The following is a 24,973-nucleotide window of genomic DNA, read 5'->3' on the forward strand; positions in this document are numbered from 1 at the left end:
GTTACTGTTTTAGAAGTAACGCCTTATAGTTTGATGAATTAGCAGCCAGCTTTACGAAGTGCAACTTGGCGCTGATCGCTCTCGGTGTTGCTGTTTTGAACGTTAACAGAACCGTCTACTGCTGCACCACTTTGTCCTGTAAACTGAGCAGAACGTTGTCTTTGATCGACAGAGGAAGTAGTACCACACCAGTAAGGAGTATTGCGACTACCTCTTTGAAATTGCTGTTGGCGGTTGATGCTATTGGAGTTTTGAATGTTGGTACTACCACCGACGGCAGCACCCTCTTGCACTGTTTCCTGAATATTTTCTTGAGATTGTTCGCCAGCAAACGCTACAGTGGGAGCAATTAACAAACCAGCAGCTAAAAGACCGAAAGCAAAAGACTTCTTCAACATGTTGTTAGACCTCATCAGTTGTGTGTTGTTTGTGTGTTGTGTGTTTTCGGTCAGAGGGTTTACACCTATCACTCCTTGTGTAGGTTATTTATTTCTCGACCTTGAGGAGTTGTTTTAATGTGTCTCTTTGTCTTGTTAATGAGAGCTACAAAGTCAAATCTGTTCATTCCGGATTAGTCTGAAAGATTTTTGGAAAAATTTTGCCCGTGCTTTGTCCGCCCTCAATTTGAACCTCCCGATCAAACGACTTCTTACAGAAGTTGGGGCAAGGAATAGGGTGTAAAAATAAAGGGATTTTTCTCCCCTTAACCCTTTTGCCTTTTCCCGCCTCTTACAAAAATTATTTTTGCAAGAGGTGTAAAATAGTAATGAGAGTTACACTTAATAGTTTTAACCAAAGATCTTAAGTGTCGTCAAGAGCTTGGTTAAATTTGTTGGGCACTAGATTTTTTTGGTGCTAGGATCTACGACTATAGATATAGGTAAACCATAAGTGCTGTAGCTGTGAAACAGAAGGCAAAACCAAGGATCGCTTTTCTGCGAGAAAAGGCAGGGTTAACCCAGCTGGAATTGTCACGTATTGTCGGCGTGACCGAAAGCACTATCCAAAATTGGGAAAGTGGTAGGACTGGAACAGAACAGATAGAACGAATTATTAAGTTTTGTAAAGCGCTGAATTGCCAAGTAGAAGACCTAATTGAGTATGTGAGCCACTCACCACAAGAGTCGGCAGCAAAACCTAGTTCTTTAAGTGATATACATAATTTGTTGGGAACTGAGAACCCTTCGGCGATCGCCCAAACCGACTCGAAAGCAGATCAAGAGCGGCAAGTTAGTCATTAGTCATTGGTTAGTGGTTAGTAGTTAGTAGTTAGTGGTTAGTGGTTAGTGGTTAGTAGTTAGTAGTTAGTGGTTAGTGGTTAGTAGTTAGTAGTTAGTGGTTAGTGGTTAGTGGTTATTTCTCCCCATCTCCACTTTCCCAGTCACCCTATCTCCTCCTAGCTTGCAGCCACAATTCATCCACTGTCACAAATTGATAGCCTTGTAGCAATAGTTTGGGAATAAGAATTTTTGTGATTTCGGCTACATCTTCTCCGCCGCAAGCGCCGTCGTGCAACACAATAATGGAGCCATTAGTTACTTCTTTGAGAACTCGCTGTACAACGGTAGCAACTCCCGGTCTTACCCAATCTTCTGGTACGACACTCCACATCACGGTTCTGTAATTCCACTGATGTAGCAGGTTCAAAGTTGTGGGTGTAAATAAACCGTTCGGGGGTCGGACATCACGTACTTGTTCGGGTTGCAGGTTACAAGCATGATAGACGGCTGCTTGAGTTTTTTCTAAGCTGTCTCTGAGATCTTTAGGAGAAAGCAAAGGAAAATTGCGATGATCGTACCCGTGCAGTCCAACCCAGTGTCCGCGATCGCATATTTCTTTGGCTATGCTTGGCGAACGGTTAACACAAGCACCTAACCAAAAGAAATTTGCTGTAATCTGGTAACGGTCTAATACTTGTAACAGTTTGGGTGTGTATTGTGGATGAGGGCCATCATCAAACGATAGGGCGATCGCTTTGGAATTACAATCACCTCCCCAAAGACAACTGGGAAACGTTGGTTTGAGAATGGGGTGCAAAACCGGAAATAGAGGATAAAACTGCATATTTAGTAAACTTCCTTTGGAAGGGACTGGGGCATAAAAATTATGAATTATGAATTATGAATTATGAAATTTTCAGCCCAATCGCATTCATCATTCATAATTGTCACCCATTCCCAATGCCCAATCCCCTATTTCCAGTATCCAGTACCCAATACCGAGTTTTTTCTTGGCAAGGCTTGACCAGTGACGAGATATATAGTACATATGTTCTATATAAATTCATTCTTGCATAAAAACTAATACCGATGAAGTTATCGAAACTTGATTTGAGCAATGTAGTAGCGATCGCTCACTCTGAGGGACATTTGCAGTTATTGCTGGATTTAGGCCATGAACTAGAGTTTTTAGAAATTCCTGCACCAGTCGAGGCTTTTGAAGGATTGCAACATTTGAATGAGATAGTAGCTGAAGTCAAAGCTTTGCCTTCATACGAGGAATCAATTGCAATGTTGCCAACAAATTCATCAATGGCGAATGCAGTGGGATATGACGACGAAAAAAATATTTTACAAATCGAGTTTCATAACGGTGCAGTCTATCAGTATTCGGGTATAGAAGAAGATACTTGGGAAGATTTACATCAAGCAGATTCAGTTGGTAAATATTTCAATGAAAAAATTAGAGGTAAATATCAGTCAGAGCGTATAGATAATGACTATTGCTGATAATTACCTTTTTTAAGTGTTCCTGGTGCTTCTGGCTAATTGCTAATTTTTATTAGTGATTAGCCTTTACTTCATTTAATCTTGGTTGTTGATAGTAGTTTGATGTTTGGTATTTATTCCAACCAACCACCAACCACCAACAAACAACAATTACCTAATATCCTCACAACTTCCTCAAATTCTTTATTTAAATTTAAAATAAAGCCTGTCTATCTACGCCTTACAGTTATAGCTCTACCGTTCACATCTTTAAATAAACAGGGAAATTAGAAGCTGAGAGGGGATAAATTATGACTAAAGCAATTTTTAATTTAACACTGCCATTGGTTGTTAGCCTCATAGAGGATGTTTTGGAAACTTATCCTCATCATCCCTATCAGCAAGCTTTCTCTATTCCTGACTTTCGCCAAGAACTAATTGCTCATGTCCTTAGTCACGTATCTAATTGCTATGTGGTTGTAGAAGAAGGTCAACAACCATCAGTTGACTATCAGTCTTTAGCTTGCTCTCTCAAAGAAAGGTCATGTATAGAAGATTTGATTCATGAGGGCATTGAGATAATTATGTACAAACAGGAAAAACAGCTAAGTCTGCAAATACCTGAAGAAATTGAACCTGGATTGACTCCTTCTCATTGGTTTGGTTGAAAGGGATTAGGGACTAGTGAATAATCGTGTGCGTTTTTTGAATCAGATCGGCTATCTTTTCAAGGGCAATCGCCACTCCATTCTCAGCAATTGGTGACAAGCGATCGCCCAATTCAAAATTTTCTCCTGGTACAATTACCCACCAAGCTTTAGGGCAATATCCATAAATGGCTTTGGTGAGAGCGAGAAGCGCTTGTGGATCGCCCGTATGACTTGGGAGAAAGTTAGTAGCGGTGGGTAAGAGTGATTTTACTTGCACATCAGAAGTTTCAGAAGTCAAACAAGCATCGACAAAGATTACCAAATCAACACTTGCCAAAGCTTCAGCAAGTTCGGGGGTAAGGTGATGGATGCTAAGGGACTTTACATATGGTAAATTTTTAGAGGCAAATTTTTCTGCTACCCGTTGTCCAATTGCATCATCGCTACGCAAATCATTACCGTAACCAATTACTAAGATAGTTTTGTTCATCGTTATTAGCTTTTAATGACCAAATGATAATTATTCTTTATGTAGTTATTTCCCTTAATTATGCTTAATTCCGCCAAACTTCATCAACAACAGTCCCATCTACTCCCACTAATTCAATGTGCAAAGGCATTTGCCCGACTGCATGAGTTGAACAACTCAAACAAGGATCAAATGCTCGGATTCCAGCCTCTACACGATTCAACATTCCTTCAGGAATTTCCGAACCGTTAATAAAATGGCGGGCAATTTGAGCGACTGTGCGATTCATTGCCAAATTATTTTGTCCTGTAGCAATCACCAAATTTACCTTCAAAATCAAGCCATTTTCATCAACTTTATAATGATGGAACAAAGTGCCGCGTGGCGCTTCACTTACTCCAACTCCTTCTAGTTGATTAATACCAGCATCGGCACGGAGTCGATTTGATAGTAAATCAGGATCGTCGAGCAAAATTTCAATTTTTTCAATGGATGCAAGAATCTCGATGAGTCGGGCGTAGTGATAGAAAAATGATGAGGTGACAGTCCCTTTACCTCTGTCTCTAAACTCCTGCAACTCGCGATCGCCCAGAGGTGTACCGATGTGGCTGCAAACATTCAGACGTGCTAAAGGCCCTACCCGATAAATACCACTATCTATACGGCAATGATCTTTTTGGCTGGGATAACCAAGAGGACGGTAATAAGGAAACTTTAAGTAAGTCCAAGCTTCAACTGCTTCGCCGATAAATTCCTGATAGCGAGTCGGATCGAGTTTATCGGCAATGATATTGCCTGCGCTATCAACAAACCGGATATACCCATCGTAATTCTCCCACAAACCCTCAGGAGTAACCAACCCCATAAACAAGCTGGGAAAATTACCAAAGGTTTGCGCTTCTCTTTCATAATCCTGAAGCAAGCGCTTAAATAGAGCCAGTGCATTAAGTATTGTGGTGCGTGCTTCCGGGATACGATTCTGAATATGGGTGCGTCCCTCCCCTGACAAAGGTTCTCTGACACCTCCCGGAACTGCCCAAGATGGGTGAATCTTGCGTCCTCCCAACAGTTCAATAATTTCTTGTCCAAATTGCCGCAAGCGAATACCCCCACGGGCGAGTTCTGGATCGGCTGCGATTAAGCCAAAAACGTTACGTTTGGAGGGATCGCTATCCATCCCCAGCAAAAAATCTGGGGCGCTGAGATGGAAGAAACTAAGAGAATGGGATTGAATAATCTGCGCCAAGTTCATCAAACGGCGCAATTTAGCAGCTGCGGGGGGAATGGTAACGGCAAGAATGCGATCGCCCGCTTTAGCAGAAGCCAGCAAGTGACTCACCGGACAAATGCCACACACCCGCGCCGTAATTCCTGGCATTTCCGCCAAAGGGCGACCTTCACAAAACTTTTCAAACCCACGAAATTCGGTTACATGGAAACGAGCATCGCTGACTTGTCCCGTATCATCAAGATAAATGGTTATTTTGGCGTGTCCTTCGATGCGGGTAACTGGGTCAATAATTACTTTTTTCATAACCGTACTGCTGCCTAACTGGGATCGGAAATAGATTTTTCTTGGTGGCTTAGTGTCTTGGTATTGAAAAAACCACCAAGACGCCAAGACACAAAGGAATGTCAACCACTGCACCAGTCATCATAGATTTTCTTTGCGTCTGGATACTCATCGCAGTATTCTTCAAAGGCTGTTTTGACAACTCTCTCTGCTCGTTGATGGGCTATCTCAGCTTGCATTTCTTCAATCACATCCCAAGCTGCGGCACAGTCTTCTGAACGGATACCTTTTTGAGTGCAAATAGCGCGAGCTTTTTTAATTTCGTCCTGAAGTTGTTGCTCTAGCAGGATAGTCCGGGGTTGTTCGAGAAAGTCACTATGAGCCAGAATGTCAGCTAGCGAAATGATACCTAGCAATTCACCGTGGATAACGGGCGCTCTCTGTATATGGCGATCGGCAAATAACCGCGCTACGTATTCCAAACCAAGGTCAGGATTGACAACGATACAAGGCTTGGTCATTACTTCATATACACGCACTCGATTGGGATCTTTGCCATAGGCAATTACTTTATACACAATGTCACTTTCGGTAATAATCCCGTAGGCATCCTGTTCGTGGCGACGATCTACAATCAGCGCTTTCCAGTCTCTCGCCCTCATCAGCCTGACTGCTTCAGCCACCGTTGCTGAACTGCGAATAGTGGCAACGTCTTTAGTCATAATGTCTGCGGCTTTGAGCATAGTAACCTCCTAAAAATTGATGGGGTGATGGGGTGATGGGGGAACTGAACAATTCAATATATTTTCCACTCCTTCACTTTCCCTACCTAGCCAAATTTGATAAATTCGCGTCCTGCTAGTTGTGGGATTTGTCTGTGTAAAATTGGCTCTAGTGCCGCTTTAATGCGAGTTGCTGATGGCGGACATCCTGGTAAGTAGATATCAACTGGTACTACTGCATGTACGGGTGTAACCCGATCTAGTAATTGCGGTACAATCCCTGGTTCTTGGGGAATTTGCGGGTGGATATCTGCGGCTTCAATGTAACAACGCTGAAGAACAGGTTCGGCACTGCCTAGGGGATTGCGTAAAGCGGTGACATTGCCAGTAACAGCACAGTCGCCAAAGGAGATAAGTATTTGCGATCGCTCTCTGACTGTTTTAATCATATGCAAATGTTCTTCGTTGGCGATCGCACCCTCGACTAATACTACATCCACCCCTTCTGGGTATTCTTTCGTATCCATGAAGGGGCTATAAACTAAATCTACCTGTGCGGCTAAATCAAACAGCCATTCGTCCAAGTCAAGAAAGGACATATGACAGCCAGAACAACCACCTAGCCAAACTGTTGCTAATTTCAAACGAGCCATTTTTTCTCCTTGTGCTTGTTCATAGTTGGTGAAGTGTAATCAGTTGTTTTCTGCCTACTAACTACTAACTACTAACTACTAACTACTAACTACTAACTACTAACCACTAACCAATATTCCATTGCTGTTTCTCCCGCGCAGTGACAAGAAAGTCGAGTTTGGCGCGATCGTGTTTCATTTCGCCGATGCTCGAACCTTTGTAAAAAATTGAACCTGTAGGACAGGCATTCACACACTTGCCGCAGGAAGTACAAGTTTGCGAAGTTCCCCAAGGCTGATTTAAGTCAGTAATCACATGGGAATTTGTACCCCTACCTGCCATATCCCAGGTATGAGCGCCTTCGATTTCGTCACAAACACGGACGCAACGAGTGCAGAGAACACAACGGTTGTGGTCAATGCCAAAGCGATCGTGGGAAACATCGACTTTGCGATCGGGGAAGTGGTAGTCTAGCCGCACGTGATCCATACCCATTTCAATTGCTAAGTCTTGCAACTCGCAATTGCCATTCGCCACGCACACTGAGCAAATGTGATTGCCTTCCGCAAACAGCATTTCTACAATCGTGCGACGGTATTTCTGCAAGCGATCGCTGTTTGTCTGAATTTCCATGCCTTCAGTAACTTTTGTTACACAAGCTGGTTGCAGTTTATTGCTGCCGGCAATCTCTACCAAGCAAAGGCGACAAGCACCTACTTCTGAGACTCCTTCTAGATAGCACAGTGTGGGAATATGAATTCCCGCATCCCGCGCTGCTTCAAGTACGGTTTCATCCTCGCGGGCGCTAATCAACTGACCGTTAATTGTAAGTGTTTTTACAGTCATGATAACTTATTATTTATACTTTTTTTACGAAAGTGATCGCTAAAGCGCTCACTACGAGACTATTACCAATTTCCTCAAGGAATCCAGGATGCAGCTTAAGTTGAGTTAAGATACGCTTACCTAATCAACGCCAAATATTCCTCTCGGAAATAACGCAAAGTACTAAACACCGGATTCGGTGCAGATTGACCCAAACCGCACAAGCTGGTGTTTTTTACCATGTCACACAGTTCTTCCAGCAGTTCCAAGTCAGCAAAGGTTGCCTTGCCCTCGCGAATCTTAGTCAACAGGCGATAGAGTTGGACAGTACCCACACGACAGGGTATACACTTGCCGCAGGATTCATCCATGCAAAACTCCATGAAAAACTTGGCAACATCCACCATGTTGGTATTTTGATCCATGACAATCATGCCACCGGAACCCATCATTGAACCCAAGGCAGTGAGAGATTCGTAGTCTACAGGAGTATCAAAAGCTGAAGCGGGGATGCATCCTCCCGAAGGCCCGCCAGTCTGTACAGCTTTTGCTGTTCCGCCATCGGGGATACCGCCGCCCATTTTTTCCACGATCGCTCTTAGTGGCGTTCCCATCGGCACTTCTATCAAACCTGTGTTGCGGATTTTACCTGCTAGTGCGAATACTTTTGTACCTTTACTTTTTTCCGTACCGATACTGGCAAACCAGTCAGCACCTTTGCGAATAATTGGTGAGATGTTGGCAAAGGTTTCAACGTTGTTAATTAAAGTTGGGTATCCCCACAAACCAGACTCAGCAGGGTAGGGCGGACGGGGGTGAGGAGTACCGCGTTTGCCTTCAATTGACGCCATCAAGGCAGTTTCTTCGCCGCAAACATAAGCCCCCGCACCAATACGGATATCAATTTTAAAGTCAAAGGGTGACTCAAAAATGTGACTGCCCAATAAACCTAAGCGTTGGGCTTGGCGAATCGCAATTTGCAGGCGACTGATGGCAATCGGATATTCTGCTCTGACATAAATATAGCCTTGGGCTGCACCCACAGCATAGGCGGCGATCGCCATTCCTTCTAAAACGCGATGGGGATCACTTTCCAGGACGCTGCGATCCATAAATGCCCCCGGATCGCCTTCGTCTGCGTTGCAGATGACAAATTTGCGATCGCCTTTCGCCTTCGCAACCGTTGCCCATTTTACACCCGTGGGATAACCAGCACCACCTCGTCCCCGCAAACCACTGCGGGTAATGGCATCCACCACCTCAGCCGAACTCATCTCTCGCAAAACATGGTAAAGCGCTTGGTAGCCCCCAGCCGCAATATAAGATTCGATACGTTCGGGATCGACTTTACCGCTGTTTTCCAAAACAATCGACATTTGGTTAGTAAAAAATGGATGCGTCAGATCTCCGCGTTTTACCGTAGTCTCTCCTCCATTGAGAGCAGTGATAATTGAGGGTGCATCTTCAGGAGTGACTTTCTCGTAAAGTGTACCCAAGCTTTCTGGTTCAGCTTGATTAACTAGAGATTGGGTAGATTCTTTCCCTAGTCCCCAATCCCCCTTCGGGTTCGCCACTTTCCCATCTGGCACCAAGCCAAGACGGGAAGTGGTCTCACCAGTCCCTAGTCCCTTCACATGCACTAACGGCCCCTGACAGCACAAGCGCATACAACCCACACCAGAAACTTGTACTTTGTCCTCTAAACCAGAGGTTGTAACAGCTTCCTCAAGTTGCTTTTTCACAGCTGCGGAGTTAGCAGACAGACAACCAGCAGCAACACAACAGCGAATCTGCACGGGTTTCTGAGACTGACGTTCTTGTTCTGCTATCTCCTGTAGCTCAGTCAAATCCATTTTCCCACCGCCTCCTATGCCATGATTTTTGGCTCCACCTTTGAGGTTAGGGGGAAATATTGAGGAACTTGTGAGGAAATTAGGCAGATACGGCTGCAATGCAGTTCAGTTAAGGTTTTTTAGTAAGAATTCATGGTATGTAGAGACGCGTACGCCGCAGGCGTTCCCGCAGGGTAATTTCGCGTCTCTACATGCTGCAAAATTGGGCAAATTTTCCGATCGCCAAGCGTATTGGATACTGCTGGTGCTTTGCGGGATGCGAGTAGGGGGAAAAGATAGGTTGTGCTAGATATTCGGTAAATATTAGGATTCTAGATAGAGCTAAGGAAAAGACGGTCATGCCCCGTTCAAAGCCATATCAACCACTACTTCTGCGGTTGCTTCACGGTGTCAATGCTGTATTAATCATTGGTGCGGCGATTACGGGTTTTTTAGTTTACGACAGTTGGGATGGAAGATTTGGCGGTCTTTCTTTGACGAAAGCTAACCGTAATTCGATTGTCTATTAAAGCTCCCCGCCGTGACTAACGAGTCATCGGTGGGGATTGCTCACATCAGTCATTTATCAGGCGATCGCATTCTCATCAATACACAAAAATCACCCTTCTGGAACAAAGTTCATTGCTATACCGTTCATGCAGTAGCGCTGGCCAGTAGGCGCAGGGCCGTCATCAAACACATGACCCAGATGTCCGCCGCAGCGGCTACAATGCACTTCAGTCCTAGTCATAAAAAATGACCTATCTGTTGTTGTGCCAACTGCATTCTCAATGGGGGCGTAAAAACTCGGCCAGCCAGTACCACTGTTGAATTTAGTTTCTGATGTAAACAGTGGCTGACCACAGCCAGCACACACGTAAGTACCGCTAGCATAATTTTTATCTAATGGACTTGTGCCAGCACGTTCTGTACCGTGTTTGCGTAAAACGCGAAACTGTTCCGGTGTCAAACTTTTGCGCCACTCTTCATCGGTTTTATTAATTTCAAACTTTTCACTATGGGAAGTTGTCATAACATCTAGTCTCCTGTTTTGAAAATAGGGATTGGGGAAGAGATTTTCATTCCTTTCTCTATACGAGCCTCTGGTTCTAGTTCTCGTTACCGCAGTTGCATAGGCATGCAAGTTGTAAGTATAGCTACACCTGATTTTTCCTTGTCTTCTGTTTATATTCTATTATTTATTAAGTTTTATTAATTTAACATTGGAGAAATATAAATTGCAGATAAATGAGAGCACGTCAATAAAAATTAAGTAGAGTATCGATTGTTTGCACAAGCAGATATGCCCAAGTTACCTTAATCTAGCGGCATATTAAATTTTGCTCCATTGTATCGAGGATAGAGGGGCGACTCCCCCCAAACATCCTCATTAGGGACAGTCTAGGATCTAATAGAGCAAATTTTCCCTTTTATAGGGGAAAATAATTGAGAAAATTCAGGATTAGTTTAAAAATGCCCGTAAATAAAGCATTCGTATTCGCCGATTATCGAATATCTATTTTTCTACTTCGCTCTTTGTGTCCAGCACCGAAGTTTTCAGCCTCGGGATATGCTCAGGATGTGAATGAGCAGCTATTTGCTTGAAAATATCAGGCAATTGACCCAACCTACAAAGTGCCGGAATGGGAGCTATGAGAACTACAAGATATTGCAGACATCACTGGGGCAGCGCACAAGTAGGGCTGGATCTGAAAGATAAAGTTGATATGCCATCTAATAATTTCACTCTCATCTATGGTTTTAGGTGAGACTTGCAATCTGTTTGGCACATGCGCGAGACAGAAAATTGAGGACACTATTATGACACACAAAATTTCTCTAAGACAGCCCAGAATTATCATTAATGCGATCGCTGGTGTTATCACCTTGTTAGCTGCGGTAACGGCTGTCAGAAGTGACAATCCTAAGGCTAAAACACTTGCTTGGATTGTGGCTGTAAGCAGTGCCGCTATTGGGGTAGTCAATGAAGCTAGTTCTCATCTGTATGAAGACAATGCCAATAATCAGATAGATGCTTTTATTAAACCCAGGGATAAGAAAATTGCTGAATTGACTGGGGAAGTGGAGATAAAACGTGGAAAATTAAGACAAGCGCAGTCAGCTAACAAGAAATTGTTAGAGACAATCGCCAAACTTAAATTTGAATTAGAAAGTTATCAAAGTAAAACAGAGGAAGAAAAGCTATTTGCTGATGCTATTTTAGATACATTTTTAGTCAAGATAAAAGAATTGTTGAGCGCACAAGTAGAAGAAACTATTGAAAATTTGAAAACCTCAGTAGATGCTAAGATCCGGCAAATTCAAGATGAACGCATTCTAACTAAATTGAATAAATTTAAGAGTGAAATTGAGATTAGATCTGTAAATTACAAAGTTTGGATAGCAAATATTGAATGCAATATAAGCCTTGATTTTGTGAATGATACTATAGAGGTTTTCAATCAAATTCATAATGAGTTAGCAACTTTGAAAGTTAAATTCATCAGAACTTTAGGTGTGAGTGAACGCTTAAAATTTCAGAGGATTCTCAATCAAGAAAAATCCAAAGGCGCATTATTTCAATTAGTAAATGCTCACAAGGGTAATTATGATGATGTAATGGCAAAACTAGAAGGTTCGGAGCAAATAGCAGCGAAGAACGAGCAATACATAAAACACATCATCGCAGAATTGGAAAAAGCTATGGAGCGACTAGCTCAAAAAGATGAAGAAATCAAAGCTCTCAAACGCCCTCAATACTGGTCTACACCAACTCGCGACGATCTATGGGTAGCAAATATCATCATTGGTTATTTTGAACAGTTAGGAATTATCTTAGACCGCGCTCATAGTGATTACGAACAGTGGCAAGCAAATCTAGGTTTTCACATTGACCGAAATACTCGTTTAATTAGGGCTAAAGACCTCAACGAACACTCTGATAAGATCAAACAGTTAGCTCAAATCCTCAACACACCTGAGTTCAAATTTGATAATGAATTAGGACTGATGACTGTTTGGGTAGAAATAGCCAAGAAACCTGCAAAGGAAAAAAGTCCACTAGATGAGTGTAAAAACTCAGTTTAAGTAAGTTGACAAACCTACCTCAACAGTAGGAAAAATAGCTCGTTCCTCACAAGTTCCTCACATTCTTTTCATAGTCTAGTAATAAATTGAATTAAAAATGCGATTTAAATTTTCTGCAACCAACTGCATTCCGCATCCCCTGCTGTTGCATTGTGATATTGGGACATGGGCCGCAGAAATAGCACTAATAGTATGGGACAAGGTGAAGGGACAAAGGGAAAAGATTTGTAATCATCTTTACCCTTTCCTCAACTAACGCCCGTCAATTTTGTGTTGGTGAAGTACTGCCAGTCTTTGGCTTATTACTACAGCGTTGAATAACAAAAAATGGGACAATGACACAAAATATTTTTGTACAGAGCCGACTTAACCGCGTGCCGCTACCTAACGGTAGTTTAATAGAGTCGGCAACGGCTGAACACAACGTGATGCACAGTAATTTCAGTCTGGAACAGCAAGGCATCCTCAACACAGGCATTGTTTATTGGAATCTTTCGACCCCAGCTCTTTATGAAGAAGCAATTCGACGGCAAGAGGGGGTAATGGCGCATTTGGGCCCCCTAGTTGTGCGTACTGGTGAGCATACGGGGCGATCGCCAAATGACAAATTCATCGTCCGCGAATCCAGCAGCGCCGACCGAGTTTGGTGGGGCAAGGTAAATCATCCCCTCAGCGAGCATCGTTTTGAGGCTCTCTATGCCAGGATGCTGGCATATCTGCAAGGACGAGAGTTGTTTATTCAAGACCGTTATGCTGGCGCCGATCCCACCTATCGGCTATCCATTCGCTTCATCACCGAGACAGCATGGCACAGCATCTTTGTCCGCAACCTATTCGTGGGAGCATCGGCGGAGGAACTGGCAAATTTTGTACCTGATTTTACTCTTATTGCTCTACCAAACTTCCAAGCCAGACCAGAGATTGATGGCATCCATTCAGATGTCTTTATTATCTTAAATTTTGCCCGCAAACTAATTTTAATTGGCGGCACCAGCTACGCCGGCGAGATTAAAAAATCGATATTTACAACACTCAACTATCTGTTACCTCTTCATCACGTCTTGCCAATGCACTGTGCTGCTAATGCTGGTCATAGTGATGATATTGCCCTGTTTTTTGGACTTTCAGGTACTGGTAAAACCACGCTTTCCGCTGACTCCAAGCGCACACTGATTGGTGATGACGAACATGGCTGGAGCGATCGCGGTATCTTCAATTTTGAGGGTGGCTGCTATGCCAAATTAATTCGCCTCTCCAAGGAAGCGGAACCAGAAATTTACCAAACAACGCAACGCTTTGGTAGCATTCTGGAAAATGTTGCTATTGATCCCCTGACTAGGCATTTAGATTTAAATGATGCCAGCCTCACTGAAAATACCCGTGGAGCTTACCCAATTGAATACATCAGTAACGCTAGCCCGACTGGCACAACTAGTCATCCACAAAACATTATTTTTCTGACCGCTGATGCCTTGGGAGTATTGCCACCCATCGCCCAGTTGACTCACGAGCAGGCGATGTATCATTTCTTGAGTGGGTATACAGCGAAGGTAGCTGGCACAGAAAAAGGATTGGGACACGAACCAGAAGCTGTTTTTAGTGCCTGCTTTGGCGCACCCTTTATGGCACTGCACCCTAGTGTTTATGCAAGTTTGCTGGGGCAGAAAATAGAACATCACAAGGTGAAAGTGTGGTTGGTGAATACAGGTTGGACAGGAGGGTCTTATGGTGTGGGAGAACGCATCCCGATCAAGCAAACCCGGGCGATGTTGACAGCAGTACTGAGTGGGGCGCTCAACGAAGTACCGACAACGGTTGATCCAGTGTTTGGTTTACGTGTCCCTGTTCGCTGTCCTGGGGTAGCCGACAAGTTGCTGACTCCTCGTTTGACTTGGAACAATCCTGATGACTATGATGTCCAAGCTTATAAACTTGCAGAAATGTTTGTGGACAACTTTAAGCAGTTTGCAGACGCGGTTGCACCCCAAGTGTTACTAGGCGGACCTCTGATAGGAAAAAGAAAGTAACTGATTTTTCAAAACATCTAGTTTATTGCAGTAAATAATTTAACTCAAACGCCCTCAATACTTAAAGCTAGGCAATGGAGCAAACTAAATTTATGGTGCTAATTGTTCTATCAAATAGTGCTAAGTATTCGTCAAAAGTGGTTATAAAAGCGGTAATCTTGTAGAAGAGCGAAAAGATATTACCTTACAAAGTGCAATTATCAAAAGGTTATTTGCATGACTAATATATTCGACCAGTCAGCAGTTACCACTGCTGGTATTCGTCGTGACAATTTCCTGATTTTTGGAGCTCCGGCAATTGAAGACGCTGAAATTCAGGAAGTACTTGCCACGATGGCAAGTGGCTGGTTGGGTACAGGGCCAAAGGTGATGCGCTTTGAAAACGACTTCAAAGCTTACAAAGGTGCTCGGTATGCAGTAGCAGTCAATTCTTGCACCGCTGCTTTACATCTGAGCATGCTGGCTGCCTCCTTAGAACCGGGGGATGAGGTAATTACTACTCCCTTGACTTTTTGTGCCACAGTCAATGCGATTATTCACGCAGGTGCTACACCAGTGCTGGCGGATGTAAACCCAGTGACGATGAATATCGATCCGATGCAGGTAGAGGCTAGGATCACCCCCAAGACAAAGGCAATCGTGCCTGTGCACTTTGCGGGTCGTCCCTGTGATATGGATGCTATTGGTGAGATTGCCGATCGTTACAATTTGAAGGTGATTGAAGACTGTGCCCATGCAGTAGAAACCGAATACAAAGGACGCAAGGCAGGCACTATCGGTGAATTTGGCTGTTTCAGTTTTTATGTCACCAAGAATATTATTACGGGCGAAGGAGGAATGATTCTCACTCGTTGTCAAGAAGATGCTGACCGATTGAAAATACTAGCACTGCACGGCATGAGCAAGGATGCTTGGCAGCGATTTGGTGACGAAGGCTACAAACATTACCAAGTAGTAGAGGCCGGTTTCAAATACAACATGATGGATTTGCAAGCAGCGATCGGCATCCATCAATTGCAGCGAGTCACACCCTATTGGCAGCGTCGCCAGGAGATTTGGCAACTCTACAATCAAGCATTTGCTGATTTGCCCATTAGCCTGCCCGCAGCACCAGAGCCTGATACTGTTCATGGCTATCACTTATATACAATTCTTATAGACAAGACTAAAACTGGTATCAGCCGTGACGCTTTCCTGAAAGCAATCCATAGTCAGAACATTGGAGTGGGAGTACATTACCTCAGTATTCCAGAACAGCCGTATTATCAACAAAAGTTTGGATGGCAGCCTGAAGATTATCCCAATGCTATGCGTATCGGACGGCAGACGGTGAGTTTGCCTCTATCAGCAAAGTTGACAGATGCGGATGTAGAGGATGTGATTGCAGCGGTGAAGAGATGCTTATAAAGCAAGTATGGGTGTAAACCTATGCGGTAGCCAAGAATTTAACTGGAAAGAAAAAGATTGGGAGACACGGTTTGCCACAATCTTGGCACAGCAGTTACAGAGTAGACTACAATAAATCCCTGGAAACAAATGAAATTTATAGAGTTTTTTGATCGTATCTACGTTATCAACTTACCTTATAGAGTAGACCGACGCAGAACTATGGAGAAAGAACTGGAGAATGCAGGAATGCCATTTACTCCAGGAAAGGTTGAGCTTTTTGCAGCAATCAGACCAGATAGTGCTACCCCCTTTGAGAAAATAGGATACAAGGGGGCATTTTTAAGTCATTTGTCTGTACTAAAGCTAGCAAGAGAACAAAAGCTTAGTAATGTTTTGATTATGGAAGACGATCTGGTTTTGTCAAAGAATTTTCAGCAGTATGAGGATGTACTTGTCGAGCAACTGCATCAAACCAACTGGGATATTGTGCACTTTGGATACTTTTCTGAAAAAGTCATCAATCCGAATGAAGATATTTTTGCGACACTTCAACCATTATCTACAGAGATAATTGGAGCTCACTTTTACGGAGTAAACAGTAAAGTCTTTGAGCGATTGATTAATTTCTTTGAGTTATCACTAAAGAAACCTCTTGGTCATCCTGACGGTGGTCCGATATCACCAGATGGAGTTTATAATATCTTCCAATCACAACATTCAGATATCGTTAGGCTAATTTCTATTCCAAGTTTTGGAGATCAGCGGAGTTCACGTAGTGATGTTACTCCAAAATGGTTTGATCGAATACCTCTTCTAAAACAAATTGCAAGTGTCATGAGGACATTGCTGAAGAAGTAGTAATTGCTCTGAATATGCTGTTATTAGGGTGTTGTTAACATCTTATAAACAGATTAATTATCAATAATTTCAAATTATTGCAACTGAATCTTTATTTTTGCAACACAACCAATAATTATTCTTATAAACGTACTATACAAATCCTTTCTGGAGTTAGTATGGTTCAAACAAATGAAAAACCTCGTCAAGAATCGCTACGGGTGGTTATTGTTACCGAAAATGTATCGTTGCGGATGAGCGGAGAGACAAGCGTCCCATACTATTATTTTAAACTTCTGCAAGCCCGCGGTCATGATGTCTGGATGGTTTGCCACGCCCGCACTAGGGATGAACTGCAAGAGATCTTTTCAGAGGAGATATTCAAAAAAATTAGTTTTGTAGAAGATAATTGGCTGCAAGTCGCGATCTATAAGATGGGGCAGTTGTTTCCCTATCGAATAGAGGATTTGATTTTTGGCCAGATGATACACCTAATTACCCAATGGCAAGCTCGTTCGCGGGTAAAGCAACTCATCAAAGAACATCATATTTCCATTGTCTTTGAACCCACGCCCATTACTCCTAAAGGTCTAAGTTTCATGTACGATTTGGGCGTACCAGTCGCGATCGGACCGATGTGTGGTGGCTTAGAACTTCCTCCGGCGTTTCGCTATATGGACTCTCCCTTTACTCATTTCTTTATAGAAGCAGCCCGCTTTTTATCTTGGATTGGACACCGTTTAGTACCTGGGAAATTAAAGGCTGATGTGTTACTCGTTGGCAACCAACGTACAGCCAAGGCTTTACCTCAAGGATACAGAGGTAAGGTGTATGAATTGGTTGAAAGTGGGGTTGATCTTTCTCGTTGGAAGGGAATGAAAGCGAGAGAACCTCAGCCGGATCAGCCAGTTCGATTTGTTTTCTGCGGACGAATGGTGGATTGGAAAGGGGCACAGTTCTTAGTTGAAGCCTTTAAGCCGGTGGTAGAACAGACAAACTCTGTGCTGGAGTTGATTGGTGATGGCGAACTCAAAGAGTCGATTGAAGCACGGGTTAAAGAATTAGGAATTCAAGACTCTGTAAACTTTCATGGTCGTATTCCTATTGAAGAGTGTATGAAGCTTTTCTGTGAAAGCGATGTCTATGTCATGCCTTCCCTACGAGAATGTGGCGGACTGGCATTATTAGAAGCGATGTCTGTCGGTTTGCCCGTTATTGCTGCTAAATGGGCGGGTCCGGTTGAATATTTGAATGATACTTGTAGCATTCTTGTCGAACCATCCTCTCAAGAAGACTTCATTAACGGTTTTGCTAAGGCAATGATTACTTTAGCTAAATCACCAGAACAACGCCGTTGTCTAGGTGAAGGAAGTACACGACGGGTGACACAGAATTATTTTGACTGGGAATCTAAGACGGAACGTGTCCTCGAAATTTTAAAAGAAACAGTTGCTTTAGCCTCTTCTAAAGTTCTCAAGAAAGTTTCTGAATTCACAGAAGTTCGTGAGAAGGACGGATTAATCCATCCCAACTAATGCGAATATTTTTAGAAATTTGCTATTCCTTATCCAGAGAGATTGAACAAAGTCACAGGGGCTAACACTAGCCCTTGTCTCGAAAATAGGGATTGGGGATCGGGAATCGGGGATTGAGAATTGGAAGAAAACCCCTTGCCGATGCCCATTTCCCCATGGCCATCTTTCAAGACAGATGTGAATATCTCATACTTTGTACTTCAGCCTTTATATAAGCTGGTATCTATTGTGATATTGATCAGATGGTAATATTTCCTCTGCATATGTAAATTAAAAAACTGTAGAGTCGCGTAAACGTAGCTACTCTACAAAAATCTAATAACTGTTTATGCCGACTACTAATTGGACTCGCCACCACGTTCTTACACTTGCTGACTTTACCCCAGCTGAATACGACATCGTACTGCAAACCGCCGCCAGTTTTCAGGAGGTGCTATCACGGCGGACAAAGAAAGTGCCAACTTTACAGGGACAGGTGGTGGCAAATTTATTTTTTGAGCCTTCCACTCGCACTCGTAGCAGCTTTGAGCTTGCTGCCAAGCGCCTCTCGGCAGATACGCTGAACTTCGCCTCTGCTACCTCTTCGATGACTAAAGGAGAGACTATTCTAGATACGGCCAAGACCTATTTGGCGATGGGAACTGATATAATGGTCATCCGCCATCGGGAGGCGGGAGTACCTAATGCGATCGCCGAGGAAATGGATCGTTTAGGTGTAAAAGTTAGCGTTCTCAACGCTGGTGATGGTCAACACGAGCATCCTTCTCAAGCTTTGCTAGACTTATTTACTATCTGTACTCTGCTCGATCCAGATTACCCCCGCCTGGAACTTCTTAAAGATAAAAAGATTGCTATTGTTGGGGATATTCTGCATTCACGTGTAGCGCGATCAAATATTTGGAGTTTCACCGCTAGTGGTGCAGAACTGCATTTAGCAGCACCACCCACTTTATTACCGAGATTATTTGCAGACTATGGCAAAAATAGACCAGGTAAACTTTTTCTCCATTGGGAATTAGAACCTGCTTTAAGGGATGCTGATTTTGTCATGACCTTGCGTTTGCAAAAAGAACGTATGACAGCACATCTGTTACCTTCTTTACGAGAATATCATCAGTTGTTTGGGCTCACACGTTCAAAACTGCAACTGTGCAAGCCCAATGTCAAAGTTTTGCATCCCGGCCCGGTAAATCGTGGTGTCGAAATTAGCTCTGACTTAATGGATGACCCAGAATTTAGCCTGATTCAGAACCAAGTTACCAGCGGTGTCGCCGTGCGTATGGCGCTACTATATTTGCTAGGGAGTGGGAAGACTTGATACTCCCGCTGCCAAGTAGTGGACGTAGTTAAATATAAGATAAAACTTTTGTTCGTAGTGTAGACGCCCGTCAAGGCGGCTTCCCGTGGGGTAGGATTTATCGCTCTAGGCAAGGGTTTAAAGCGGCTCAACAGCTCCAGCTCCATAGCGAGTTTTTTATCCTTTTACCAAAAAATAATTACGTAGGGTGCGTTACGGCGTTAAGCCTAACGCACCCTACAACCATTGGCTGGATATTGTTTGAATTGGAAGTCCCTAATATGAATATTGATTTGTCTCTTCTGAATATTTCAGTTATTCTAGAATTATGGAAATAAACAACACGGCTCGATATGCAGATATCTTTGCTGCATTGGGGTCGGAGCCAAGATTGGAAATAATGCGACTGCTATTTGCAGCTTATCCGGACGGGATGACTGTAGGTGAGATTCAGGAAAAGCTAAAAATCCCGAACTCAACCTTATCTCATCATTTGGAGAAGCTGCGGATTGAGGGATTAGTAAATTGCCAAAAAGAAAAGCAATTTCTACGGTACTCAGCTAACGCTGAGACGATGGAGGATTTGCTGGCTTTTTTATCGACAGGGAGAACTAAAGGTGAACTTCTTCGCAACGTCTCCAAGGAAAGCACCCTCGAATCAGTAAACCATACATCGACGCAGGAAGGGTTTATGTTTGAAAAATTTTTTGAGTCTATATTTGAAAAACTCTTAGGATCTGTGTCTGACAGATTCCACCTTAAGGGTTTTGAAAGATTCACTCAAAAAGCTGTCATAGCTATCAATATTGCTCAAGATGAATCTCGCCGCTTGGGACATAGATATGTTGGCACTGAACAGCTTTTAGTAGGATTAGTAGGAGAAGGCAGTGGCTTTGCATCCCAGTTTCTCACTTCTGTAGGGGTAAACTTGGAAAATGTAAAGATTGAGGAAGAAAAAATTGTTGGCAGAGGTAGAGGATTAACGCCTTTAGATATTCCCTTCACACCAAGAGCTAAGCAAGTGTTAGAACTAGCGGTTGAAGAATCTCGACAGTTCGGTCACAACTATATTGGTACAGAACATTTGCTATTAGGTATTCTCCATGAGGGAGGGGGAGCAGCAATTAGAATTTTGCAAAATCTGGGAGTAGACTTAGTTTCTTTTGAAGAAAGACTGCGGAGAGCTTTGACATGAACTACCTCTGATAACTTGGTAGGGCTTTGCGTAAAAGAGTGGCAGTTTTAAACGCAGAGGAACGCAAAGTGAACGCGGAGGGGCGCAGAGTCTTTCCAAATTTAATTCGTTACGAATTTGTGCAATGTTGTATTTAGCGTTTACATATTGGTCATCGTCAAGAAAGAGGAGATTACCAGGAATCTTGGCAACCAGCAGGAATTTCGGAACAAATGACATCGCAAGCGCAGGCGATCGCCAAAAAAGTTAGGGACTATCCCTGTCAAGGTACAACCTTCGATAATTTAAGCGATCGCTGCTTTTTCCTCTTCTTTATCTTTTGATGGAGAACTCAGCTGATCGAATATTTCCAACATCTCTCGTTCAAATCCTACCTGAGCGCGATTCGTTTTGCCACCCACGTAGAGACGACCATCTGTTTGCAAAGCCCAAATTTGGGAGTGGGAGAAGTAACTCATCATCACACCCAGCATCAGCAAGGCAAACCCCGCATAGACAATGGGTACTCCTGGATCGGCTTTAATTTGCAAGCCAGTACTGCCAATTAATTCCAGAACAGTCAACTTGACACCATTAACTTGGGTAGACATGCCATTACGCACAGTGTCAACCAGTTCGCCTTTGCTGTCGTAAATTAACATCATGCCTTGCAAATCCTTAACCACCAAGGAGACTCCCTCACTTAAATCTGTTTTGGTCGGAATCCAGCTTCCCCAGATGCGTCCCTTGCCATTGGTGTTCAATGATGCCATTGGTAGTTGGAAAACTGGACTATTGTTGACGCGCACTTTTACAGCAGCAATTCCCCAGTCTGTTTGATAAAAAGTCAGACCTTGATAACGCAGAGGTTGATTCACAAAAATAGTTTTATGGTCAATCTCCTGATCTTCTTTATTCACAACAGACAAGTCTGAATAAAACTGGTCAATACTGCCGGTAGGAGTATAGTCAATCCAAAAACGATTGACGCGCACAGACCAATCTTTATTAGTTGGTAGTGTTGCCCAAGGGCCGGCATCAATAATATTTTTCACCTGAAATGTATTGCCACTGGGAACCATTTCTTGGGCCATAAACCCAGTCATTGCTCCCCAAATTGATCCCAAGAGAATTACTACAATACCTATATGTACAATAATTGGGCCGATGCGTCCAATTATTCCCTTACGGGCATAAAGAATATTGCCTTTTTCTTGAAAAACTTTATAGCGGCGATTCTGTAATATTTGCGTCAGGTTTTGTAGAGACGCGGAATTTGACGTTTGGTTATCTATTTCTGCACTCAACGCGAGTTTTGTAAATTGCCGGGGTTTGTCGTAAAACTTCCAGCGACGGGCGGCTTTTAAAGCTGGTAACTGACGGGTAAAAGTACAAGCAGTTAAGCTAGTGCCAAAAAAGATAAGTAAGGACAAAAACCACCAAGTACGATATACGTGATCTAAGCCCAGAGTTAAAATAACTTTCCAACTTAGAAAGCCAAATAGAGCTGGGTGTTCTGGGTAGTTTGCTTGATAAAAGGATAGTGATTGACCTTGTTCAATTACCGTACCGCTAATGCTGAAGAGGGCGATGAGAAGTAGTAGGGCGATCGCCAAGCGTAAATCTGTCAATACAGGCAAAAAATCCTGTCGCAAAACCTGCCCGACAACTGACCACCAATTTGATTTTTCTGAAGCTGAATTATTTGTGTTATCTAAAGTCATTTGAATTACTAAAAGTAAATTATTAGTAGTTAGTAGTTGGTAGTTAGTACCCACTATCTACTAACCACTATCTACTAACTCTTAAAAAGGAATCCGAGAAATCAGAGAAAAAACACCAAATCCTACTAACAATACTCCACTAATTGGGTTAATCCAACCAGACCAGCGACGCAATTCTAATATTTTTTTAATAGAAGCAGTAAATGTACCTGCCAAGATTAAGGGTGCTACATAACCTGCTGTATAGGAAATTAGCAGCATTCCGCCTAAAATTAGGTCTTGCGTATTGGCAACCCAACCCAGTAAGCTGGCTAAAACTGGTGTGCTGCAAGGAGAGGCTACTAAACCAAAACTTAGACCGATTGCATAGGCTCGCACTCCTTGGGGTAATTCTTGAGAAATCCACTCAGTACCTCCAAAAGAAGGCATTTGCAAGGGCAAGGCCTCTAATAAATTCAAACCCATCAAAATAGCAATAATACTGACAATAATTGGCAAACCAATTCCAATTTGCCCATAGACTCTTCCGACTAAAGCTGCTACCACTCCTAAGCTTGCTAGCGTAGTTGCCAATCCCAAAGCAAACCAAGTAGACTGGGCAGCTGCTTGCAGGCGGTTTTTCGCTTCATAGCCACCAATGTAACCGATGGTGATAGGCAACATAGACAGCATACAGGGTGTGAGACTAGTGAGCAACCCAGCAACAAATATGATACCGATGCTCAATAAACTCAGATGCGTCAGCTGATTGGAAACAAGAGAATTAGCGAATTGTTCGAGTTCGTATAGTTGAGTTTGCAGAGTTTCAAACATGAGTTACATAGAGGGAAAATCCTTGAACTGCTCGAATTTTAGCTTAAATTGCGTTTTGGCGTGGGAATTCATCTCGCCGCCAAGTCTTCGACTGTGGCGGGAGCATTCTCTCGGATTTTAGGTAAAGATATTGGTGGTAATGAATTTAACCAAAACTACCGCTTTGATTTAGGGACAGGAGAGATCGCCTTGCTGACCGATGGCAAGTCAAGAAACAGTTGGGGCGTGTGGTCTAACAAAGGCGATCGCATGATTTACACCTCCACCCGTCGTACGGGTAAAGATAACGATTTTTACATTATCGACCCGAAAAATACTCAAAGCGACAAGCTTTTAGCACAGGTGGAAGGTGGCGGTTGGGGCCCCTTGGACTGGTCAACCGACGATCGTCAATTACTGGCAATAGAAAGCATTTCCGTCAATGAAAGTTATCTCTGGGTGGTGGATACCAACTCAGGAGAGAAAACACTGATTACACCCAAAGGAGGCAAAGAGAAAGTCGCCTATGACGCGGGTTTGTTTAGCAAGGATGGAAAAGGCTTATATGTCATCAGCGATCGCGATTCCGAATTTACTCGGTTAGCATATGTGGACTTAGCTACTAAACAACATACTTATCTGACTAGCCATATTCCTTGGGATGTGGAAGATTTCGACCTAACAAAAGATGGTAAGCATATTGCCTTTGTTACCAATGAAGATGGGACAAGCGTACTGCACCTATTGGAGACGGCAACGAAACAAGAAAAACCCTTACCCAAATTACCAGTAGGGCAAGTATATGGTGTTACCTGGCATCGCAATAATGAAGATTTAGGCTTTACCCTGATGTCGGCCCGTTCCACCGCAGACGTGTACTCGCTGAATATCCGCACTAATAAAGTTGAACGCTGGACAGAAAGCGAAACTGGCGGTTTGAATACAGCAAATTTCTCCGACGCCAAACTAGTACGCTGGAAAAGCTTTGATGGTAGAACCATCTCCGGTTTTCTCTATCCTCCCCCAGCCAAATTTAAAGGTAAACGTCCGGTAATCATTGATATTCACGGCGGGCCGGAAGCACAGTTTCGCCCATCCTTTTTAGGGCGCTATAATTACTACTTGAACGAGTTGGGTGTTGCCTTGCTGTTTCCCAACGTCCGGGGTTCTACAGGTTACGGCAAAACCTTTCTGACATTAGATAATGACTATAAGCGGGAAGATTCTGTTAAAGATATCCTAGCACTCCTAGACTGGATAGCTACTCAACCAGATTTGGATAAAGACCGCATTTTGGTGACAGGGGGTAGCTATGGCGGTTATATGTCCTTAGCAGTGGCAATGAAATATAGCGATCGCATTCGTGCTGCCATTGATATTGTCGGCATTTCTAATTTTGTCACTTTCCTGGAAAATACTGAGAGCTATCGGCGCGATTTGCGACGGGTAGAATACGGTGATGAACGCGATCCGAAAATGCGAGAATTCCTGCTGAAGATTTCGCCAGTGAATAACGCCAGCAGTATCAAAAAACCTCTATTTGTCATTCACGGTAAAAACGATCCTCGCGTTCCCCTCAAGGAAGCAGAACAAATTGTGGCGACAGTTAGAAAGAATAATGTACCAGTTTGGTATTTGATGGCGAAGGATGAGGGACACGGGTTTAGTAAGAAGAAAAATATTGATTACCAATTTTATGCAACGGTGATGTTTGTGAAAGAGTTTTTGCTGAAGTAAGAATTCCTGGATGTAGAGACGC

Annotated in this window: 22 protein-coding genes and 2 pseudogenes; 13 read left to right on the plus strand and 11 right to left on the minus strand. The window is 43.2% G+C overall.

The window, feature by feature from the left end; all coding sequences use genetic code 11:
- Positions 1-38: 38 nt before the first annotated feature.
- Positions 39-398 carry a hypothetical protein gene (locus HXY43_RS24895; protein ID WP_290889316.1) on the minus strand — a complete coding sequence of 120 codons (360 nt, stop codon included), beginning with the start codon at positions 396-398 and terminating at the stop codon, positions 39-41.
- Between the two features lie 504 nt (positions 399-902).
- On the opposite strand from HXY43_RS24895, the gene HXY43_RS24900 reads away from it, so the two are divergent.
- On the plus strand, positions 903-1,241 hold the full coding sequence (locus HXY43_RS24900) for a helix-turn-helix transcriptional regulator (protein ID WP_290889319.1): 339 nt from the start codon (positions 903-905) through the stop codon (positions 1,239-1,241).
- A gap of 145 nt (positions 1,242-1,386) precedes the next feature.
- On the opposite strand, the gene HXY43_RS24905 is transcribed toward HXY43_RS24900, so the two are convergent.
- Positions 1,387-2,064, minus strand: coding sequence for a polysaccharide deacetylase family protein (locus HXY43_RS24905; protein ID WP_290889322.1), 678 nt, complete (start codon positions 2,062-2,064; stop codon positions 1,387-1,389).
- Between the two features lie 245 nt (positions 2,065-2,309).
- On the opposite strand from HXY43_RS24905, the gene HXY43_RS24910 reads away from it, so the two are divergent.
- On the plus strand, positions 2,310-2,729 hold the full coding sequence (locus HXY43_RS24910; protein ID WP_290889324.1) for a KTSC domain-containing protein: 420 nt from the start codon (positions 2,310-2,312) through the stop codon (positions 2,727-2,729).
- A gap of 290 nt (positions 2,730-3,019) precedes the next feature.
- Positions 3,020-3,376 carry a hypothetical protein gene (locus tag HXY43_RS24915; RefSeq protein ID WP_290889327.1) on the plus strand — a complete coding sequence of 119 codons (357 nt, stop codon included), beginning with the start codon at positions 3,020-3,022 and terminating at the stop codon, positions 3,374-3,376.
- Positions 3,377-3,389: 13 nt separating this feature from the next.
- On the opposite strand, the gene HXY43_RS24920 is transcribed toward HXY43_RS24915, so the two are convergent.
- The 6 genes from HXY43_RS24920 to nuoF all read right to left on the minus strand — a co-directional run bounded on the left by HXY43_RS24920 (position 3,390) and on the right by nuoF (position 9,373).
- Positions 3,390-3,848, minus strand: coding sequence for a hydrogenase maturation protease (locus tag HXY43_RS24920; protein WP_290889330.1), 459 nt, complete (start codon positions 3,846-3,848; stop codon positions 3,390-3,392).
- A gap of 64 nt (positions 3,849-3,912) precedes the next feature.
- Positions 3,913-5,361: a Ni/Fe hydrogenase subunit alpha gene (locus HXY43_RS24925; RefSeq protein WP_290889333.1), complete on the minus strand. Its 1,449-nt coding sequence runs from the start codon at positions 5,359-5,361 to the stop codon at positions 3,913-3,915.
- Between the two features lie 101 nt (positions 5,362-5,462).
- Positions 5,463-6,083 carry a CBS domain-containing protein gene (locus tag HXY43_RS24930; RefSeq protein WP_290889336.1) on the minus strand — a complete coding sequence of 207 codons (621 nt, stop codon included), beginning with the start codon at positions 6,081-6,083 and terminating at the stop codon, positions 5,463-5,465.
- A gap of 86 nt (positions 6,084-6,169) precedes the next feature.
- A complete protein-coding gene (locus HXY43_RS24935; RefSeq protein WP_290889339.1) occupies positions 6,170-6,715 on the minus strand; it encodes an oxidoreductase in 546 nt (181 codons plus the stop codon).
- A 106-nt stretch (positions 6,716-6,821) separates the two neighbouring features.
- Entirely contained in the window at positions 6,822-7,541 is a 720-nt protein-coding gene (gene hoxU, locus HXY43_RS24940) for a bidirectional hydrogenase complex protein HoxU (protein WP_290889342.1), read from the minus strand.
- Between the two features lie 116 nt (positions 7,542-7,657).
- A complete protein-coding gene (gene nuoF / locus HXY43_RS24945; RefSeq protein ID WP_290889345.1) occupies positions 7,658-9,373 on the minus strand; it encodes an NADH-quinone oxidoreductase subunit NuoF in 1,716 nt (571 codons plus the stop codon).
- A gap of 338 nt (positions 9,374-9,711) precedes the next feature.
- Between nuoF and HXY43_RS24950 the strand changes: the two are divergent.
- Positions 9,712-9,873, plus strand: a pseudogene (locus HXY43_RS24950) (cytochrome b/b6 domain-containing protein); the annotation flags it as partial.
- 98 nt (positions 9,874-9,971) lie between these two features.
- On the opposite strand, the gene msrB reads toward HXY43_RS24950, so the two are convergent.
- Positions 9,972-10,385 (minus strand): peptide-methionine (R)-S-oxide reductase MsrB, encoded by a 414-nt coding sequence (gene msrB, locus HXY43_RS24955; protein ID WP_290889348.1) that lies wholly within the window; start codon positions 10,383-10,385, stop codon positions 9,972-9,974.
- A 788-nt stretch (positions 10,386-11,173) separates the two neighbouring features.
- Between msrB and HXY43_RS24960 the strand changes: the two genes are divergently transcribed.
- The 8 genes and pseudogenes from HXY43_RS24960 to HXY43_RS24995 all read left to right on the plus strand — a co-directional run bounded on the left by HXY43_RS24960 (position 11,174) and on the right by HXY43_RS24995 (position 20,719).
- Positions 11,174-12,439, plus strand: coding sequence for a hypothetical protein (locus tag HXY43_RS24960; protein WP_290889351.1), 1,266 nt, complete (start codon positions 11,174-11,176; stop codon positions 12,437-12,439).
- Positions 12,440-12,774: 335 nt separating this feature from the next.
- On the plus strand, positions 12,775-14,466 hold the full coding sequence (locus HXY43_RS24965; RefSeq protein WP_290889353.1) for a phosphoenolpyruvate carboxykinase: 1,692 nt from the start codon (positions 12,775-12,777) through the stop codon (positions 14,464-14,466).
- Positions 14,467-14,682: 216 nt separating this feature from the next.
- The gene (locus HXY43_RS24970) at positions 14,683-15,873 is read left to right on the plus strand and encodes a DegT/DnrJ/EryC1/StrS aminotransferase family protein (protein WP_290889356.1); all 1,191 of its coding nucleotides are present in this window, start codon (positions 14,683-14,685) and stop codon (positions 15,871-15,873) included.
- Positions 15,874-16,002: 129 nt separating this feature from the next.
- Positions 16,003-16,713 (plus strand): glycosyltransferase family 25 protein, encoded by a 711-nt coding sequence (locus HXY43_RS24975; RefSeq protein ID WP_290889359.1) that lies wholly within the window; start codon positions 16,003-16,005, stop codon positions 16,711-16,713.
- 158 nt (positions 16,714-16,871) lie between these two features.
- Entirely contained in the window at positions 16,872-18,227 is a 1,356-nt protein-coding gene (locus HXY43_RS24980; protein ID WP_290889362.1) for a glycosyltransferase family 4 protein, read from the plus strand.
- 328 nt (positions 18,228-18,555) lie between these two features.
- Positions 18,556-19,545: an aspartate carbamoyltransferase catalytic subunit gene (locus tag HXY43_RS24985; RefSeq protein WP_290889365.1), complete on the plus strand. Its 990-nt coding sequence runs from the start codon at positions 18,556-18,558 to the stop codon at positions 19,543-19,545.
- Positions 19,546-19,852: 307 nt separating this feature from the next.
- Positions 19,853-20,101: pseudogene (locus HXY43_RS24990) on the plus strand (ArsR/SmtB family transcription factor); the annotation flags it as partial.
- Between the two features lie 162 nt (positions 20,102-20,263).
- Positions 20,264-20,719, plus strand: coding sequence for a Clp protease N-terminal domain-containing protein (locus HXY43_RS24995; RefSeq protein WP_290889412.1), 456 nt, complete (start codon positions 20,264-20,266; stop codon positions 20,717-20,719).
- A 284-nt stretch (positions 20,720-21,003) separates the two neighbouring features.
- Here the strand turns inward: HXY43_RS24995 and HXY43_RS25005 are convergent, their stop codons facing one another.
- Both HXY43_RS25005 and HXY43_RS25010 read right to left on the minus strand, forming a co-directional pair.
- Positions 21,004-22,422, minus strand: a complete 1,419-nt coding sequence (locus HXY43_RS25005; RefSeq protein WP_290889368.1) for a cytochrome c biogenesis protein — start codon at positions 22,420-22,422, stop codon at positions 21,004-21,006.
- 81 nt (positions 22,423-22,503) lie between these two features.
- Positions 22,504-23,235 (minus strand): cytochrome c biogenesis protein CcdA, encoded by a 732-nt coding sequence (locus HXY43_RS25010; protein ID WP_026735650.1) that lies wholly within the window; start codon positions 23,233-23,235, stop codon positions 22,504-22,506.
- Between the two features lie 66 nt (positions 23,236-23,301).
- On the opposite strand from HXY43_RS25010, the gene HXY43_RS25015 reads away from it, so the two are divergent.
- The gene (locus HXY43_RS25015; protein WP_290889415.1) at positions 23,302-24,951 is read left to right on the plus strand and encodes a S9 family peptidase; all 1,650 of its coding nucleotides are present in this window, start codon (positions 23,302-23,304) and stop codon (positions 24,949-24,951) included.
- Positions 24,952-24,973 lie beyond the last annotated feature (22 nt).

The sequence above is a fragment of the Fischerella sp. genome (assembly GCF_013388695.1).
Classification (GTDB): Bacteria; Cyanobacteriota; Cyanobacteriia; order Cyanobacteriales; family Nostocaceae; genus PCC9605.